Annotated in this window: 17 protein-coding genes; all 17 read left to right on the top strand. The window is 43.7% G+C overall.

Annotation, left to right across the window (positions count from 1 at the left end):
• Positions 1-17 precede the first annotated feature (17 nt).
• Positions 18-1,490, top strand: a complete 1,473-nt coding sequence (gene nrfD, locus GWR56_RS02835; RefSeq protein ID WP_162429657.1) for an NrfD/PsrC family molybdoenzyme membrane anchor subunit — start codon at positions 18-20, stop codon at positions 1,488-1,490.
• A gap of 2 nt (positions 1,491-1,492) precedes the next feature.
• Positions 1,493-2,029 (top strand): DUF3341 domain-containing protein, encoded by a 537-nt coding sequence (locus GWR56_RS02830; protein ID WP_162429656.1) that lies wholly within the window; start codon positions 1,493-1,495, stop codon positions 2,027-2,029.
• Positions 2,013-2,597, top strand: a complete 585-nt coding sequence (locus GWR56_RS02825; protein ID WP_162429655.1) for a cytochrome c — start codon at positions 2,013-2,015, stop codon at positions 2,595-2,597. Before GWR56_RS02830 ends, GWR56_RS02825 begins: the two co-directional genes overlap by 17 nt.
• A 12-nt stretch (positions 2,598-2,609) precedes the next feature.
• Positions 2,610-3,878 (top strand): quinol:cytochrome C oxidoreductase, encoded by a 1,269-nt coding sequence (locus tag GWR56_RS02820; protein WP_162429654.1) that lies wholly within the window; start codon positions 2,610-2,612, stop codon positions 3,876-3,878.
• A 48-nt stretch (positions 3,879-3,926) separates the two neighbouring features.
• Entirely contained in the window at positions 3,927-5,126 is a 1,200-nt protein-coding gene (locus GWR56_RS02815) for a cytochrome c oxidase subunit II (RefSeq protein WP_162429653.1), read from the top strand.
• A 19-nt stretch (positions 5,127-5,145) separates the two neighbouring features.
• Positions 5,146-7,038: a cbb3-type cytochrome c oxidase subunit I gene (locus GWR56_RS02810; RefSeq protein ID WP_162429652.1), complete on the top strand. Its 1,893-nt coding sequence runs from the start codon at positions 5,146-5,148 to the stop codon at positions 7,036-7,038.
• A gap of 153 nt (positions 7,039-7,191) precedes the next feature.
• The gene (locus GWR56_RS02805; protein ID WP_162429651.1) at positions 7,192-8,253 is read left to right on the top strand and encodes a heme A synthase; all 1,062 of its coding nucleotides are present in this window, start codon (positions 7,192-7,194) and stop codon (positions 8,251-8,253) included.
• On the top strand, positions 8,250-9,134 hold the full coding sequence (gene cyoE, locus GWR56_RS02800) for a heme o synthase (protein ID WP_162429650.1): 885 nt from the start codon (positions 8,250-8,252) through the stop codon (positions 9,132-9,134). The genes GWR56_RS02805 and cyoE overlap by 4 nt, the downstream gene beginning before the upstream one ends.
• 8 nt (positions 9,135-9,142) lie before the next feature.
• A complete protein-coding gene (locus GWR56_RS02795) occupies positions 9,143-9,715 on the top strand; it encodes a cytochrome c oxidase subunit 3 (protein ID WP_238395292.1) in 573 nt (190 codons plus the stop codon).
• A 6-nt stretch (positions 9,716-9,721) separates the two neighbouring features.
• Positions 9,722-10,432: a cytochrome c oxidase subunit 3 gene (locus tag GWR56_RS02790; protein ID WP_162429649.1), complete on the top strand. Its 711-nt coding sequence runs from the start codon at positions 9,722-9,724 to the stop codon at positions 10,430-10,432.
• Positions 10,433-10,452: 20 nt separating this feature from the next.
• Entirely contained in the window at positions 10,453-10,794 is a 342-nt protein-coding gene (locus GWR56_RS02785; RefSeq protein WP_162429648.1) for a cytochrome C oxidase subunit IV family protein, read from the top strand.
• Positions 10,794-11,492, top strand: coding sequence for an SCO family protein (locus tag GWR56_RS02780; RefSeq protein ID WP_162429647.1), 699 nt, complete (start codon positions 10,794-10,796; stop codon positions 11,490-11,492). Before GWR56_RS02785 ends, GWR56_RS02780 begins: the two co-directional genes overlap by 1 nt.
• A 90-nt stretch (positions 11,493-11,582) precedes the next feature.
• Positions 11,583-12,161 (top strand): DUF420 domain-containing protein, encoded by a 579-nt coding sequence (locus tag GWR56_RS02775; protein WP_162429646.1) that lies wholly within the window; start codon positions 11,583-11,585, stop codon positions 12,159-12,161.
• A 6-nt stretch (positions 12,162-12,167) separates the two neighbouring features.
• On the top strand, positions 12,168-12,443 hold the full coding sequence (locus GWR56_RS02770; RefSeq protein WP_162429645.1) for a hypothetical protein: 276 nt from the start codon (positions 12,168-12,170) through the stop codon (positions 12,441-12,443).
• Between the two features lie 52 nt (positions 12,444-12,495).
• On the top strand, positions 12,496-13,158 hold the full coding sequence (locus GWR56_RS02765) for a DUF2461 domain-containing protein (RefSeq protein ID WP_162429644.1): 663 nt from the start codon (positions 12,496-12,498) through the stop codon (positions 13,156-13,158).
• 21 nt (positions 13,159-13,179) lie between these two features.
• Positions 13,180-14,007, top strand: a complete 828-nt coding sequence (locus GWR56_RS02760) for an OmpA family protein (protein WP_162429643.1) — start codon at positions 13,180-13,182, stop codon at positions 14,005-14,007.
• A 166-nt stretch (positions 14,008-14,173) separates the two neighbouring features.
• Complete coding sequence (locus tag GWR56_RS02755) at positions 14,174-15,838, top strand: UxaA family hydrolase (protein WP_162429642.1); 1,665 nt, start codon at positions 14,174-14,176, stop codon at positions 15,836-15,838.
• Positions 15,839-15,842: the final 4 nt, after the last annotated feature.

Here is a 15,842-nt window from a genome sequence, read left to right as displayed (position 1 = left end):
CAAGAGATATATAACATATGGCATCTCACAACGAATCGATAATCAGGGAACCGTTAATGACGGGCAAGGATATTACCTACGCCCAAATTACTAACGATATATTGTTGCCTGTTGAAAATAAACCCAATAAGGCCTGGTGGATAGGCTTTACATTAGCCTCGTTAGGCTCGTTGTTATGGGTAGTATCTATCAGCTACACTTTTTGGTTTGGCTTAGGTGCTTGGGGATTAAATAAAACAATAGGCTGGGCCTGGGATATTACCGGTTTCGTGTGGTGGGTAGGTATCGGTCACGCCGGAACGCTTATTTCGGCAGTACTATTGCTGTTCCGTCAAAACTGGCGTAACTCTATTAACCGCTCGGCCGAAGCGATGACCATCTTCGCGGTAATTTGCGCCGCTACCTACATTGTAGCGCACATGGGCCGCCCGTGGTTAGCATATTTTACATTACCACTGCCAAACCAATACGGTTCGTTATGGGTAAACTGGAACTCGGCGCTGATGATGGACGTATTTGCGATATCAACATACTTCTCTGTATCGTTATTGTTTTGGTACACAGGTTTATTACCCGATATTGCCGCTATCCGCGATCGTGCAACAGGCTTACGCCGCCGCATCTATTCGATCATGTCTTTCGGATGGACAGGCTCCTTAAAAACATGGCAGCGTTTCGAAACTGTATCGCTTATACTGGCAGGTATAGCAACGCCACTGGTACTTTCGGTACACACCATCGTATCCTTTGACTTTGCTACCTCGCTTGAGCCCGGATGGCACACCACCATTTTCCCGCCTTACTTCGTTGCGGGTGCTATCTTCTCGGGTTTCGCCATGGTGCAAACACTATTATTGGTAACCCGTAAAGTATTAGGCTTAGAAAACTATATCACCATGTTCCACATCGAATCGATGAACAAGATCATCTTGTTAACCGGTTCAATTGTAGGCGTGGCTTACCTTACCGAGTTCTTTATTGCATGGTACTCCGGCAGCGAATATGAACAGTACACTTTCCTGAACAGGTTTATAGGGCCATATTGGTGGGCCGGCTGTATGATGTACGGCTGTAACGTTATCATGACCCAGGTAATGTGGTTCAAGAAAGTACGTACCAACATAGCGCTTTCCTGGGGTTTCTCTATCATCGTGAACATAGGTATGTGGTTCGAGCGTTTTGTGATCATCGTAACCTCATTACACCGCGATTACCTGCCATCAAGCTGGGCAATGTTTTATCCAACCTGGGTAGATGTTAGCGTGTTTATCGGCTCTATCGGTATATTCTTCACCATGTTCCTGTTATTCATCAGGGTATTACCATCGGTAGCTATTGCCGAGGTTAAATTACTGCTGAAATCGTCGAGCGAGCAGGCTAAGAAGAAGCTGATCGACGAAGGGCACCTTGATCCGACTGAAGTTCAGTACTACAAAGAGTCGTTAACAAAGTATGATAGCGTAAACATGGCTGATTACGAAAAAGTATAAAAATGAGCAACACTAAATTTATATTGGGCCTTTTTGATGATCCTGACGATATGATGCAGGGTATCGATAATCTGCAGAAGAATAGCATCCCTATTTACGATGTTTATACACCAATGCCTATACACGGTATCGAAGCCAAAATGGGCGTTAAAGAATCGAGATTAGGGTACGCAGCATTTTGCTTTGGCTGCCTTGGCGGTACGGTAATATTCAGCATGATTTATTATATGCTGGTGCACGACTGGCCAATGAACGTAGGTGGTAAGCCGAGCTTTGCCATACCGAACTTTGTACCTTTTACCTTTGAGTGGACCATATTATGGACTGCCTTTGGTATGACGTTAACCTTTTTTGCCGCAACGCATCTGTTTCCGGGCCGCGCCCCGCGTGTAATGGACCTGCGCGCAACCGACGACCGCTTTGTTATAGCGGTTGATGCAAAAGGCAACGTTCCGCACGAGGATATAACCAATTTATTAAAACAAGCAGGAGCAGTAGAAGTAAAGCATAACGAAAGGAAATATGTTAGCTATGAATAAATTAAGAATATTGGGCACAACGGTTTTCGTTATCGCTGCATCGATAGTTATTACATCGTGTAAGGATAAGCGCAGTACCGGTTGGGAATACGCTCCCAATATGTACGAGCATACCGCTTATGATCCTGACCAGGCCAATCCAAACTTTAAGGATGGTAAAACCGCTCAGGTGCCGCCCGCAGGTACTATACCTATCGGCTTTAAGCGTTTTGATTATCCGAACACTAAAGAAGGATACGAAAAGGCAGGCGCCGAGGTAACCAGCCTTATAGCCCAAACCCCTGCTAATTTAGCAGAAGGCAAGGCGTTATTTACAACCTTTTGCTCGCCATGCCATGGTGTAACCGGGCAAGGTGATGGCATAATAGTACAACACGGCTATCCGCCGCCGCCGTCATATTCAAAAGGGCAATCCTCTCGTGGTGGCGCAATGAAAGACCTTACAGACGGGAAAATTTATCATACTATAACTTATGGCGTTAACGCCATGGGGTCTTACGCTTCGCAGGTATCGCCCGACGAGCGTTGGAAAATAGTTATGTATGTACACCATTTACAAAATTTATAAGAATTATTTTTAATGAAAACTCATAATAGTTTTGAAGAAAGATTTGAATTCACCGGCAAATTAAAAACATTTAGCCTGGTTGCAATTGTAATTGGTGTTTTGGCTTTAGCTTTTGGCTTTATATTTGGCGGCGGCGAGCATATCCAGCGTACATATAGTAACCTGTTGCTAATGTCGTACTACTTTGTTTGCGTTTGCATTGGCGGTGTGTTCTTTAGCGCTTACCAGTACGTGTCGCAGTCTGGCTGGTCGGCAGCATTATTAAGGGTACCGCAGGCGTTGGGCAGGGTGTTGCCTTTTGCGAGCCTTATTTTGCTTATAGTAGTAACCGCGGGTTTGTTCCATACGCATGAAATTGTTGGCGAGGACGGTAAAAAAGAAATGGTGCCATATTTATATGCTCATTGGGCGGCACACGGCCTTACTACCGCAGGCAGCGAAAACTTCGACGCGGTAATTGCAGGTAAGTCGGCGTTCTTAAGTATTCCATCGTTTTATGCATTGGTAGTTTTATTGTTAGGATCTTACAGCTTTTTAGGCTGGTCGATAGCAAAAAACTCTGCCGACGAGGATACCACCGGCAATATGGTGAATTACAAAAAGAACTTTAAGTTATCCGTTATATTCCTGGTAGTGTTTGGCTTTACCTTCCCTTTATTAGCCTTTGGCGTAATCATGTCGTTAGAAGCGCATTGGTTCTCGACCATGTTTGGCTGGTATAACCTTGCCGCTGCACACGTAATGGGTGTAGCTATGATAGCCCTGATCATTATATATGTACGCAAAAAAGGCTACATGAATTGGTTGTCAGAAAATCACCTGCACGATTTGGGTAAGATCATTTTCGGTTTCTCGATATTCTGGACATATGTATGGTTTGGTCAATTTTTCCTTACCTGGTATGCAAACATTCCCGAAGAATCGGCTTACTTCTATATCAGGTGGGAGCCTGAGTTTAAGTGGTGGTTTTGGGTAAATATTGTGTTAAACTTCCTGGCGCCACTGCTGATGTTAATGTCGCGCGATGCAAAGCGTTTAGAAACTCGGATGAAATGGACTTGTGTTGTGTTGATTTGCGGCCACTGGCTGGATTATTACCTGATGGTAATGCCGGGCACCGTAGGCCCTAAAGGCGCAGGTTTTGGTGTAGAAGAAATAGGGCTATTTTTAGGATATGCCGGTATGTTTACTTATCTGGTGTTTACACAGTTAAGCAAATTCACATCGCTGATACCTAAAAAACATCCATTCCTGGAAGAGAGCCTGCATCATCACATATAATAATTGTTAAATTTGCAACCGGATACAGCAATTCAAATAACCAATAAAATGGGATTCAAAAATTTAATAAATTCTAAAAAAATACTTTCGCTTTTAGCTGTGTTTATGCTTCTGGGCACAAGCATGCTTTTTGCCCAGGGTACAGAATCAGCCGGGGCTGCCGCATCGCCTGCTGCCGATGCAGTTAAGGATAACGGTTTAGCAACTGCCGGTTACTACATCCTGATCTTCCTGGTAGCTTGTTTCATTATCGGGATTGTTGGCAAAATACTGCGGGTGTATGATCTTACCCAGCAAATACAAGGCAAACAGCCAATCAACTGGAACAATGTAATGGGAGTTTGCTGTCTGATATTCCTTATTGCCGGCGCATACGGCGCATACTGGGAATTTACCGTTCACGGCAGCATGATATTGCCTGCTGCGGCTTCAGAGCATGGCGTTAAGATAGACGAAATGTTTTGGACCACAACGGTTTTAACCATGATCGTGTTTGTGATTACGCAGGTATTGCTGTTCACCTTCCTGTTCAGGTATCGTTATAATGCCAAACGTCGCGGCCATTTTTATCCGCATAATAATACCATCGAAAAAGTTTGGACTATTGCACCGGCTATTGTGCTAACCATCCTGGTGATCTTCGGGTTCTTTACCTGGCAAAAAATCACCGATAACGTTGATGCCAAAGGCGAACCCGCTTCAATCAATATCGATATTACCGGCCACCAGTTTGCCTGGGAGCTGCGGTATCCGGGTAAGGATGCGCGTTTAGGTTCAACCAATTATAAACTGGTAAGCGGTATCAATAAACTTGGGATAAACTTTAAAGATAAATATAGCTACGACGATTTGCAGGCCGATACCATGGTGATACCGGTACGTAAATCAATCAGGTTGAACATACACGCACAGGATGTTATCCATAGCGTTTATATGCCGCATTTCCGCGTACAGTTGAACGCGGTGCCGGGATTACCCACCTATTTTAAATTTAAGCCTACTATTACTACAGCAGAAATGCGTGTAAAATTGAATAAGCCGGATTTTGAATACGAAATTTTGTGTAACAAAATTTGCGGCGGCTCGCACTACAACATGAAAAAGATTGTGCGTGTGGTATCAGAGGCCGAATACCAGGGATGGTTGGCTCAGCAAAAACCATATCTTACCGATAAGGTAAAACAAGCATTAAATTTTGCTGCAGAAAAGAAAGAAGTACAACCCAACAGGTTAGCGTTAAACAATTAATACAAAAAGATTAGCGAGTATGTCAACATTATCAGTTCAAGATCACGGCGTAGTTCATCACGAAGACGATCACGGACAACATCATCATAAAGCAACGTTCCTGAATACATACGTATTTAGTCAGGATCACAAGATGATAGCCAAGCAGTTCCTTATAACAGGTATCACAATGGCGTTCATCGCCATGATGCTATCTATCCTGTTCAGGATCCAGTTAGCCTATCCGGATAAATCATTTCCTTTGATGGAAACATTATTAGGACGTTTTGCACCGGGCGGCCGTTTAGATTCTAACTTTTACCTGGCATTGGTTACCATACACGGTACCATCATGGTGTTTTTTGTATTAACAGCAGGCTTAAGCGGTACTTTTGCCAACCTTTTAATACCATTGCAGGTGGGTGCCCGCGATATGGCATCGCCCTTTATGAATATGCTTTCATACTGGTTTTTCCTGATAGCCAGTGTTGTAATGCTTTCATCGTTCATGATACAAAAAGGCCCTGCAAGTGGCGGGTGGACCATATACCCTCCGTTATCGGCCTTGCCTAAGGCCATGCCCGGCTCGGGAATGGGGATGACGCTTTGGCTTATCAGTATCGTATTCTTTGTTGCATCGTCGCTTATGGGTGGTATCAACTACATCAGTACGGTGCTAAATATGCGTACCAAAGGCATGGATTTGTGGAAAATGCCTTTAACCGTTTGGGCATTGTTCCTTACCGCTATATTAGGGGTGTTATCGTTCCCTGTATTGGTTGCAGGCGTAGTATTATTGATATTTGACCGCAGCTTTGGTACCAGTTTTTATCTTTCAGATATTGTATTGAACGGTACGCAGATACAGCCTTACGAAGGTGGTAGCCCTATCCTGTTCCAGCACTTATTCTGGTTCCTGGGCCACCCCGAGGTGTATATCGTAATTATGCCTGCAATGGGTATCTCGTCCGAAGTTATGTCGGTAAACTCACGTAAACCAATTTTTGGTTACCACGCAATGGTTTACTCGCTTATCGGTATCACCGTACTATCGTTCATCGTATGGGGCCACCATATGTTTGTAACCGGTATGAATCCGTTCCTGGGTGGTGTGTTCATGATCACTACGCTAATCATCGCGGTTCCATCGGCAGTAAAAACCTTTAACTGGCTTGCTACATTGTGGCGCGGTAATATCCGTTTTACCTCGGCAATGCTATTTGCTATAGGCATGGTGTCGTTCTTTATCTCAGGTGGTTTAACAGGTATATTCCTGGGTAACGCTGCATTAGATATTAACCTGCACGATACTTATTTTGTGGTTGCCCACTTCCACCTAGTAATGGGGTCGGCCGCTATATTTGGTATGCTTGCGGGCGTTTATCACTGGTTCCCAAAAATGTTTGGCCGTATGATGAACGAGCGCCTTGGTTACCTGCACTTCTGGTTAACGTTTATCGGCGCTTACCTGGTATTTTTCCCTATGCACTTTATGGGCTTAGATGGTGTACCACGCCGTTACTACGCGTTCACCGAGTTTGAATCAATGAAACAGTGGTTATCTGTAAATACATTTGTTACATGGGCGGCAATTATGTCGGGTGTGGCGCAGCTTGCTTTCCTGTTCAACTTTATACACTCTATTTTCTGGGGCAAAAAGGCCGAACAAAATCCTTGGCATGCCAACACCCTGGAGTGGACAACACCTGTGGAGCATTTACATGGCAACTGGCCGGGCGAAATACCAACTGTTTACCGTTGGCCTTATGATTATAGCAAGCCCGGTGCCGAAGACGACTTTATACCACAAATAGTTCCGCTTTCGCAAACCATGAGCTCAAACCTTCCGCATGACTTTGAGGATAACCCTACAGGGTTGGAAGAACATATGAAATGGGCAAATACTCAAAAGAGTAACGAAGAGGTAAAATAATATTTTATACTGATCTGATCTTTTAGGGTAGTTGTTAAAGTACTAAGTTTTTAAGTCTGATTTTTTAGGTCAATAGTTAACGCTGTTGACTTAAAACTAAGTACTTAAGGCTTAACGCTTAAACAGGTGCCCTAATTTTTTAGAAATATTTAAATGAGCATTAAGGCATCCGGTAATACATTTCTAAAAGTCAACCTTATAACCATCATTGTACTTTTTGTACTGATACTGGCTGGCGGGGTTGTGCGCAGTACCGGATCTGGCATGGGGTGCCCCGATTGGCCAAAATGTTTCGGGCGTTATGTGCCGCCAACCAACATAACCGAATTGCCCGCAAATTATAAAAAAGTATATGCGGATAAGCGCCTGGCCAAAAACCAAAAGTTTGCAAAAATGCTTGACGTTTTTGGTTACAGCCAATTGGCTATGCGTATACGTAACGACAGATCGATCCTGGTTCCTGAAGAATTTAACAGCGCCCGTACCTGGACAGAGTATGTAAACAGGCTGATAGGCGCCGTTTCGGGCGTGTTACTGCTGCTGTGCGCAATATTTTCGTTCAGATATCGCAAAACCAGTAAGCTGATTGTAGCGCTTAGCATATTTAATGTTTTGCTGGTAGGTTTTCAGGGATGGTTAGGCTCTATAGTAGTATCAACCAACCTGGTTGCGTGGATAGTTACCGTTCACATGCTTATAGCGCTTGCCATATTGGCTATCAGTATTGCCACTTATCATATGGCAAAGGTGCAGGGGAGGTATAAAGTTCAGCGCAAGCCGTTTGTAGCGATAGTTACTGTTGTGGTTTTAGCTATCAGCATTTTGCAGATAACTTTTGGTACCGAAGTGCGCGAGAGGATCGACGCGGTTGCCGGCCATTTGGAAGGCAGCTATCGCGAAAGCTGGGTTACACGCGCCGGCGACATATTTGCCCAACACCGGGATGTAGCTATAATAGTATTGCTGGCAAACCTGGTTTTATACGTGCTGATACGTAAAGGCTTTAACAGGCACTCGATACAGCAGCAGTTAATGAGTTTTGCTTTTTTAATGATAATGCTGCAGATAGTTACCGGTATATTTTTATCGTACTGGGCATTACCGCCATTTGCGCAGGCATCACACATTGTATTGGCAAGTTTACTATTTGGCGCCCAGTTTTATTTACTGTTAAATTTATTTAGTTCGGTTAACGTGCAGGGGGCAGGCAAATGAAGGATTTTATAAAGCTGGTTAAGTTACGCTTGACATTGCTTGTGGTTTTTTCGGCCTCGATATCATTTATCATTGCGGTGAAGGCAAATGGGGGCAACACCTGGGGCTCGCTATATAGCACAACCATGTGGATAAACTGGCTAAAGCTTGTTGTAGGTGGGTTTTTAGTTACCGCTGCGGCAAATTGTTTTAACGAAGTTATAGAGGTTGACCTTGACAGGTTGATGAAGCGCACGATGGACCGCCCTATGCCCGCCGGCCGCATGACTACCGGGCAAGGATTGGTGTTAGGTTTAGGCATGGGCGTGGCCGGTACTTATCTGTTAGGCTCGTTAAATGTGTTAACAGGCTTGTTATCGGTCTTTTCAATAATATTATACGCCTTTGCATATACGCCGCTTAAACGCAAATCGCCGGTGGCGGTATTTGTTGGGGCAATACCGGGGGCATTGCCGGCATTAATAGGCTATGTTGCAGGGCAGCCCCACGGGCGGATAGATGAAATAGCGCTTATATTGTTTGCTATACAGTTTGTTTGGCAATTCCCGCATTTTTGGGCTATAGCGTGGGTGCTTGATGATGATTATAAGTTGGCAGGCTTCCGCCTATTACCTTCGGGTAAGCGCGACAGGACAAGCGCAGTTATTACCTTTGTAATAACATTGGTATTATTGCCCGTAAGCCTGCTTCCATATTTAAACCATAATGCTGGTATCGTTCTTGCGATAGTATCATTAATAATGAGTTTAATATTTGTATACCAGGCATTTAGTTTATTGCGAACGCTTGAAATTAGCAGCGCGCGTAAATTAATGTTTGGCTCGTTTTATTATCTGCCGGTTGTGCAGTTGCTATTTTTATTTGATTTTGTAGGAAAATGATTACTCAGATGCAGCAAGAAGATAGATATGATCTGGCGCCTAAAAGGTTTAACATGTGGATATTCATATTCACTTCGTTTATGTTTTTTGCGGCGTTAACCAGCGGGTTTATCGTTTATGCGGGCGGCAGTTCTGCGCATGGCATGAACATTAAATTGCCCGGTATTTTTACATACAGTACAGTAGTAATTGTACTGAGCAGTATAACCATGTTTTTATCCTCAAAAGCCACCCGTGCTTTACAGTATGGCAAACAACGGTTGTACCTTTCATTAACCATACTTTTAGGGCTTGTATTTTTTGCCATCCAGGTATACGCGTGGCTTATACTTTTGCCCGGTATGGGGGTTTACTTTTCTAACCCAAACGCATCACAATCGTTCATATATGTATTTATATGGATGCATTTAATACACATTTTAGCCGGCCTGTTGTTATTGGCAAATACGCTTTGGCGTAGTTACCGCAGCATAGCGCAGGTTAAAAATTTACACAGTATGCAGATGTCTGCTATTTTTTGGCATTTTGTCGATATAATATGGATTTATCTGTATGTTTTTTTACTTTTGAACCAACAATAAAAACACATGAGTGCACAATTATCACCTATTGATGAAGTAAAAACCACGCCGTGGTCCGGAGGCAAATCGCCATTTAATGTTGAGTATGGTAAAATGATGATGTGGTTTTTCCTCCTGTCGGATGCGTTTACCTTTTCATCGTTACTAATAGCCTATGGCTCATTGCGTTTTAGCTCTAATAGCTGGCCCGCTGCCGATCTTATCTTCCAGTCGGTTCCCGGCATGATAGATCATGGTGCACCGCTTGTATTTGTGGGCTTAATGACGTTTATCCTGATCATGAGTTCGGTAACCATGGTGCTGGCAGTAGAAGCAGGGCACCGGATGGCAAAGAAGGAAGTAGTAACCTGGATGATACTCACTATAATTGGCGGGTTTATGTTTTTAGGTTGCCAGGCGTTGGAGTGGTCGCACTTACACCACGAAGGCTTTTGGTGGGGCAGTATCCCGCACGATCTGAAAGAATACTTTCACGAAGGGGCGCCACTGTCAACCACCTACACGCAGCAATTCGCGAATTTGTTTTTCACCATAACAGGTTTCCACGGGTTCCACGTATTTAGCGGCGTTATCATTAATATCATTATAACAGTGAACGTATTGTTAGGTACTTACCAAAAACGCGGCAGCTATTTAATGATAGAAAAAGTTGGCCTTTACTGGCACTTTGTAGACCTTGTTTGGGTATTTGTATTTACTTTCTTTTACTTAGTTTAAAATTTTAACCTGATATACATATGTCATCAGAAACAACAGAAGTTCACCACGACGAGCACGGTGAAGGAATGACCCGGAAAAAAATATGGAAAGTATTTGGCATTTTACTTGCCATAACGGTTGTTGAATTTATTATTGCATTGGTATTGGTGCCCAAGGGAATTATACCTTTGCATACAGCCAACCCTATATACATAGTGTTAACGCTGGCTAAAGCGTTTTACATTGTTGCGTACTTTATGCACTTAAAGTTCGAAAGGATCGGGTTAGCCCTATCTATCATAGTGCCTATATTGTTTATCATAGGCTTAATATTAGTGCTTACAAACGAAAGCCATTACTGGATAGACCTTAGGATGTAATGCGTAAAGGATACATCCTAAAAAAAATAATAATCCTGGTATTGATATTAGCTTTACCGGGATTTTTATATTATTTACTAACCGCTAAAGGTAAAAACAGGTATAAGCCGCTGCCTTTTTACGGGCCAAAAATGGTAGCCAAAACAGGGCACAAGTTTCACGGTAAGTATATCCCTGATACCATTTACCACAAACTGAGCGATTTTAACCTGACAGACCAAAATGGCAAACCGGTGTCTTTTAAAAACTTCGACAAAAAAATATTTGTTGCCAGTTTTTTTTATACCAATTGCCCGGATATTTGCAGCGCGGTAAATAAGAACATCAGCGAACTGGTATATGCGTACCGTAAAAACCGCATGGTTTATTTTACATCGATAACGGTAGACCCTGAACGCGATACGCCACCTGCACTAAAGAAGTATAGCTCGAGATACGAAACGACTAATAAATGGCTTTTTTTATCGGGCGATACTGCTACCACCTATAGCCTGGCACGTAATGGCTTTTTGGTTAATGCCGTGCAAAAAAACGAGCACGACTTTATTTACAGCGACAAGCTCATACTCATAGATGCCGAAAAACGTATAAGAGGGTATTACGATGGTACATCTGCAGCCGATATCACCAAACTTAACGACGAGATAAAGGTACTGATAGCGGAAGAATTACGTAAAGTTGATAAACCGCTTTATTAGATAAAAGAATAAGGATACCAGGATAAAGTAACAGGACATAAATAATTGCAAGCCCTTTTTCTTTTAGGTTTTCCTAATATATACAACAGAATGACAGATAAATTCATATTCCGATTTGTTGCCGGTATAACCGTATTTGTTATAGCCGTGGTTATTGTGCTTAACCGCCATCTTATACCCGGGCCGGCTACTCCGCCCGCGTTCACTCCCTATTTGCCCTTGCTTAATGCCATACTTAATGGTACCTGCAGTATATTGCTGTTAACGTCGTTATATTTTATTAAACAGGGCAAAATTACAATACACAAGCGGCTGAACATCACTACCTTTTGCCTGTCGTCGTTGTTCCTGGTATCGTATATCCTGTTCCATTACCTGATGCGTAATGATACCGTTTATGGGGATATAGACGGCAACGGGCTGTTATCAGATGCTGAACGTGCGGCGGCGGGGAGTTCAAGAACTGTTTACTTGTATATACTTGTGCCGCATATTATACTTGCCGCCGGGGTTTTACCACTTATACTGTTAAGCTTTTACCGCGGGTTGCAAATGCAGGTACAAAAACATAAGAAATTGGTAAGATGGACGTTCCCTATATGGTTGTTTGTTACCTTATCGGGTGTTGTTGTATATTTGATGATCAGGCCTTACTACCACTTTAATTAACCAACCATGAAAAAGTTAAAATTTTTATACATCGCGTTAGTATTGGGCTTATTGGTATGCAGTGTAGTGCCGGTTAAGGCACAATGTGCTATGTGTGCTTCTAATGTCGAAACCAATTCAAAAAGCGGAGCCAAAACTACCAATGGCTTAAACAATGGCATAGTATATTTATTGGCTGCTCCTTATCTGGCTGTGGCTGTAGTAGCCTACATCTGGCTGAAAAAATACCGTCGTAAAAATGTTGAACTGAACATGCGAAGCGAGAAACTGCACCTGAATTAACACTATTGGTTGATGACAGGCAACCGCACTAAACCACAAACAGATACTTTGGATGATAAGGCCCCAAACGCTTGACTTTTTAAAAGAGCTTGTTGAAAATAATAACAGGGAGTGGTTTCAGGAAAATAAAGACCGATACGACGATGCGCGTGCCAACGTAATTGAGCTTGCCGCCGATGTTATTAACAAGCTGCACAAAGTTGACCCCAGCGTTAGCGCCGACCTTGACCCCAAAAAGTGCGTAATGCGTATTTACCGCGATATACGCTTCAGCAAAAATAAAACGCCTTACAAAAACAACTTTGGCATAAGCCTGCCAACCCAGGGTTTAAAACCCGGCGGGGTTGAATATTACTTACATATACAACCAGGTAAATCTTTTATAGCCGGGGGCTATTGGATGCCCGAAGCCGATCATCTCAAAGCCATACGCCAGGAAATTGATTATAATGCCGAAGATCTGAAAAAGATAATCGACGACGAAGAATTTATAAAGCTGTTTGGCGAGTTCAGGAAACAAGACCAGTTAAAGACAACCCCAAAGGGCTATGATGCCGATAACGAAAACATCGATCTGTTAAAATTAAAAAGTTTTGTAGCCTGGCATCCACTTAAAGATAAGGAAGTAGTGCGCGCCGGCGCCGCAACAGAAATTGTGGCTTTGTGCAGCAGGATATACCCTATGAATGTTTTTCTGAAAAACGCGATAGCTTGATATACTTAAATCTGATTGATCATGAAATTTAAACACTTACTGTTAGCCGCTCTGCTTATTTCTGCACTGCAATCGTGCGTAGTAATGTCGCCAAAAAAGCACAAGGCTTTATTAGCCGAGCGCGATTCGTTAGCTAACCGTACCACTGCATTAGAAGAGCAGGTTTCGCAACTGATAGCCGACACAGCACGCATACGCCAGGAACTTGCCACGCTAAAAGGAAATTATAAGGGTTTAAATGATAAGTATAATGCTCTTGATAAAAATTATAATGCCAGTTCGTCAAAAGTAAGCCAGTTATCTACCGACCTGCAAAAACGTGAAGCGCGGCTTAAAGAAGTTGAAGAGATTTTGCGCAAACGCGACGAGGCGACCAACGCGCTGAAAGATAAGTTGCAAAAGGCTTTGCTTGGTTTTCAGCAAAGCGGGCTTACTGTTGATATACGTAACGGCAAGGTGTATGTATCATTAACCGATAAATTGCTTTTCCCGTCGGGTAGCATTGTGATCGACGAAAAAGGTAAACAGGCGCTGAAGCAGCTTGCGGCTGTACTGAATAAAGAAGCCGATATCAATATAGCCGTTGAAGGCCATACCGATAACAAGAAGATAAAGAACCTTGGCCAGATCAAAGATAACTGGGATTTAAGCGTATTGCGGGCAACATCTGTAACCCGTTACCTTACCGAAAACGAAAATATCGACCCTAAAAGATTAACCGCTACAGGGAAAGGAGAATTTCAGCCGATTGATACCGGTAACTCTCCCGAAGCACTTTCAAAGAACAGACGTATCGAGATCGTGTTGTCGCCAAAGCTGGACGAATTATACAACTTGATAAGTAAATAAAATAATCCATCTTTTTAATAGCATAATCCATTATATCAAATCCTCCACCTTATGGGGGATTTTTTTTATTCACATAATTTTACATTAAAGGTAATTTTTACAGTAAATAATTATAAGCTTTTATATATTCGTAAAACAGAAACTTTTAAAAGCGTATCAATTAGCAATGCCTGCAGAAAAGCCTACCTATATACAAATTCACCCGGCCGATAACGTGCTGGTGGCTTTAACCAGCCTTGCGGCGGGCACTCCGGTGAATTTTAACGGGCATAGCTTCGCCCTGTTAACGCCGGTTGAAGCAAAGCATAAATTTACTATTGCCGCGCTTGAGCCCGAAGCGCCTGTTTATATGTATGGTGTACTGGTAGGTAAGGCTAACCAGCCTATACCGCAAGGCGCAGCCTTAACCGTAAATAACATCAGGCATGCCGCGGATGATTTTAAACTGGGCAGCCGTAAAACGGATTGGACAGTACCGGCCGCTGCGGATGCTTACCGCCACAAAACTTTTATGGGTTTCCATCGTGCGGATGGCTCGGTGGGTACAGCAAACTACTGGCTGGTGATACCATTGGTTTTTTGCGAGAACAGGAACATCAACGTTTTAAAGGATGCACTGGCGGCGAAGCTTGGTTTTGCCCAACCGCGGGGATACGAAAGCGAAGTAGATGACCTGATAGCGATGTACCGATCGGGTAAAACAGCAGCTGATATTTTACAGGCCGATCTGCAACCATCCCCAGTAGGGCAAACTGCAAAAAAGCTGTTCGAGAATATCGACGGGATAAAGTTTCTGAACCACGATATGGGCTGCGGTGGCACCCGTACGGATTCTGACGCTTTGTGTGGTTTATTAGCCGGATATATCACCCATCCCAATGTGGCGGGTGCAACCGTACTCAGTTTGGGATGCCAGCATGCGCAGGCAGGGATACTACAGGAAGAGATCAAAAAACGCGACCCCGGATTTAGTAAGCCGCTGATAATGCTCGAACAGCAAAAAATGGGTACGGAAAGCAAGTTACTTCATGAAGCGCTGAAGCAAACCTTTGCCGGGCTGATGGAAGCCAATAAGCAGGTGCGGCAACCCGCCCCGTTATCTAAACTGTGCATAGGATTAGAGTGCGGAGGCTCGGACGGGTTTTCGGGTATATCGGCAAACCCCGCGCTGGGGTATCTGTCTGATATTTTGGTAGGGTTGGGTGGCAGCGTTATCCTGTCAGAATTCCCTGAACTTTGCGGCGTAGAACAAGAGATGAGCGACAGGTGTGTGGATGAAGCGGAGGCGCTGAGGTTTATGCACCTGATGCGAACCTACAACGCCCGTGCCGAAGCCGATGGTTCGGGCTTTTATGCCAATCCATCGCCGGGCAACATCAGGGATGGCCTGATCACCGATGCTATAAAATCTGCCGGTGCTGCAAAAAAAGGCGGAACATCGCCGGTAACCGCTGTGCTTGATTATCCCGAAAAAGTAACCAGGCCCGGGCTTAACCTGCTGTGCACGCCAGGTAGCGATGTAGAAAGCAGCACCGCCGAAGTAGCAGCGGGCGCGAATGTGGTTTTGTTTACAACAGGCCTGGGTACCCCTACGGGTAACCCCATTGCACCGGTTATTAAAGTGGCCACAAATTCAGCGGTGTTCAACAAAATGCCCGACATTTTGGATATAAATTGCGGCACTATCATCGAAGGCGAAGAAACTATAGCCCAATCGGCCACACGCATGCTGGATTATGTGATAGAAGTGGCCAGCGGGCTAAAACAACCCAAAGCGGTAATTTTAGGACAGGACGATTTCATCCCCTGGAAGAGAGGGGTTTCATTATAAAGCA

Origin of the sequence: Mucilaginibacter sp. 14171R-50 (assembly GCF_010093045.1) — a bacterium.
Classification (GTDB): domain Bacteria; phylum Bacteroidota; class Bacteroidia; order Sphingobacteriales; family Sphingobacteriaceae; genus Mucilaginibacter.
This window is presented reverse-complemented; position numbering and strand designations above follow the sequence as displayed.

Bases quoted from the DNA above. Each gene is read 5' to 3' on its own strand.
- nrfD (WP_162429657.1), top strand. From the start codon at position 18: ATGGCATCTCACAACGAATCGATAATCAGGGAACCGTTAATGACGGGC.
- GWR56_RS02830 (WP_162429656.1), top strand. From the start codon at position 1,493: ATGAGCAACACTAAATTTATATTGGGCCTTTTTGATGATCCTGACGAT.
- GWR56_RS02825 (WP_162429655.1), top strand. From the start codon at position 2,013: ATGTTAGCTATGAATAAATTAAGAATATTGGGCACAACGGTTTTCGTT.
- GWR56_RS02820 (WP_162429654.1), top strand. From the start codon at position 2,610: ATGAAAACTCATAATAGTTTTGAAGAAAGATTTGAATTCACCGGCAAA.
- GWR56_RS02815 (WP_162429653.1), top strand. From the start codon at position 3,927: ATGGGATTCAAAAATTTAATAAATTCTAAAAAAATACTTTCGCTTTTA.
- GWR56_RS02810 (WP_162429652.1), top strand. From the start codon at position 5,146: ATGTCAACATTATCAGTTCAAGATCACGGCGTAGTTCATCACGAAGAC.
- GWR56_RS02805 (WP_162429651.1), top strand. From the start codon at position 7,192: ATGAGCATTAAGGCATCCGGTAATACATTTCTAAAAGTCAACCTTATA.
- cyoE (WP_162429650.1), top strand. From the start codon at position 8,250: ATGAAGGATTTTATAAAGCTGGTTAAGTTACGCTTGACATTGCTTGTG.
- GWR56_RS02795 (WP_238395292.1), top strand. From the start codon at position 9,143: ATGCAGCAAGAAGATAGATATGATCTGGCGCCTAAAAGGTTTAACATG.
- GWR56_RS02790 (WP_162429649.1), top strand. From the start codon at position 9,722: ATGAGTGCACAATTATCACCTATTGATGAAGTAAAAACCACGCCGTGG.
- GWR56_RS02785 (WP_162429648.1), top strand. From the start codon at position 10,453: ATGTCATCAGAAACAACAGAAGTTCACCACGACGAGCACGGTGAAGGA.
- GWR56_RS02780 (WP_162429647.1), top strand. From the start codon at position 10,794: ATGCGTAAAGGATACATCCTAAAAAAAATAATAATCCTGGTATTGATA.
- GWR56_RS02775 (WP_162429646.1), top strand. From the start codon at position 11,583: ATGACAGATAAATTCATATTCCGATTTGTTGCCGGTATAACCGTATTT.
- GWR56_RS02770 (WP_162429645.1), top strand. From the start codon at position 12,168: ATGAAAAAGTTAAAATTTTTATACATCGCGTTAGTATTGGGCTTATTG.
- GWR56_RS02765 (WP_162429644.1), top strand. From the start codon at position 12,496: ATGATAAGGCCCCAAACGCTTGACTTTTTAAAAGAGCTTGTTGAAAAT.
- GWR56_RS02760 (WP_162429643.1), top strand. From the start codon at position 13,180: ATGAAATTTAAACACTTACTGTTAGCCGCTCTGCTTATTTCTGCACTG.
- GWR56_RS02755 (WP_162429642.1), top strand. From the start codon at position 14,174: ATGCCTGCAGAAAAGCCTACCTATATACAAATTCACCCGGCCGATAAC.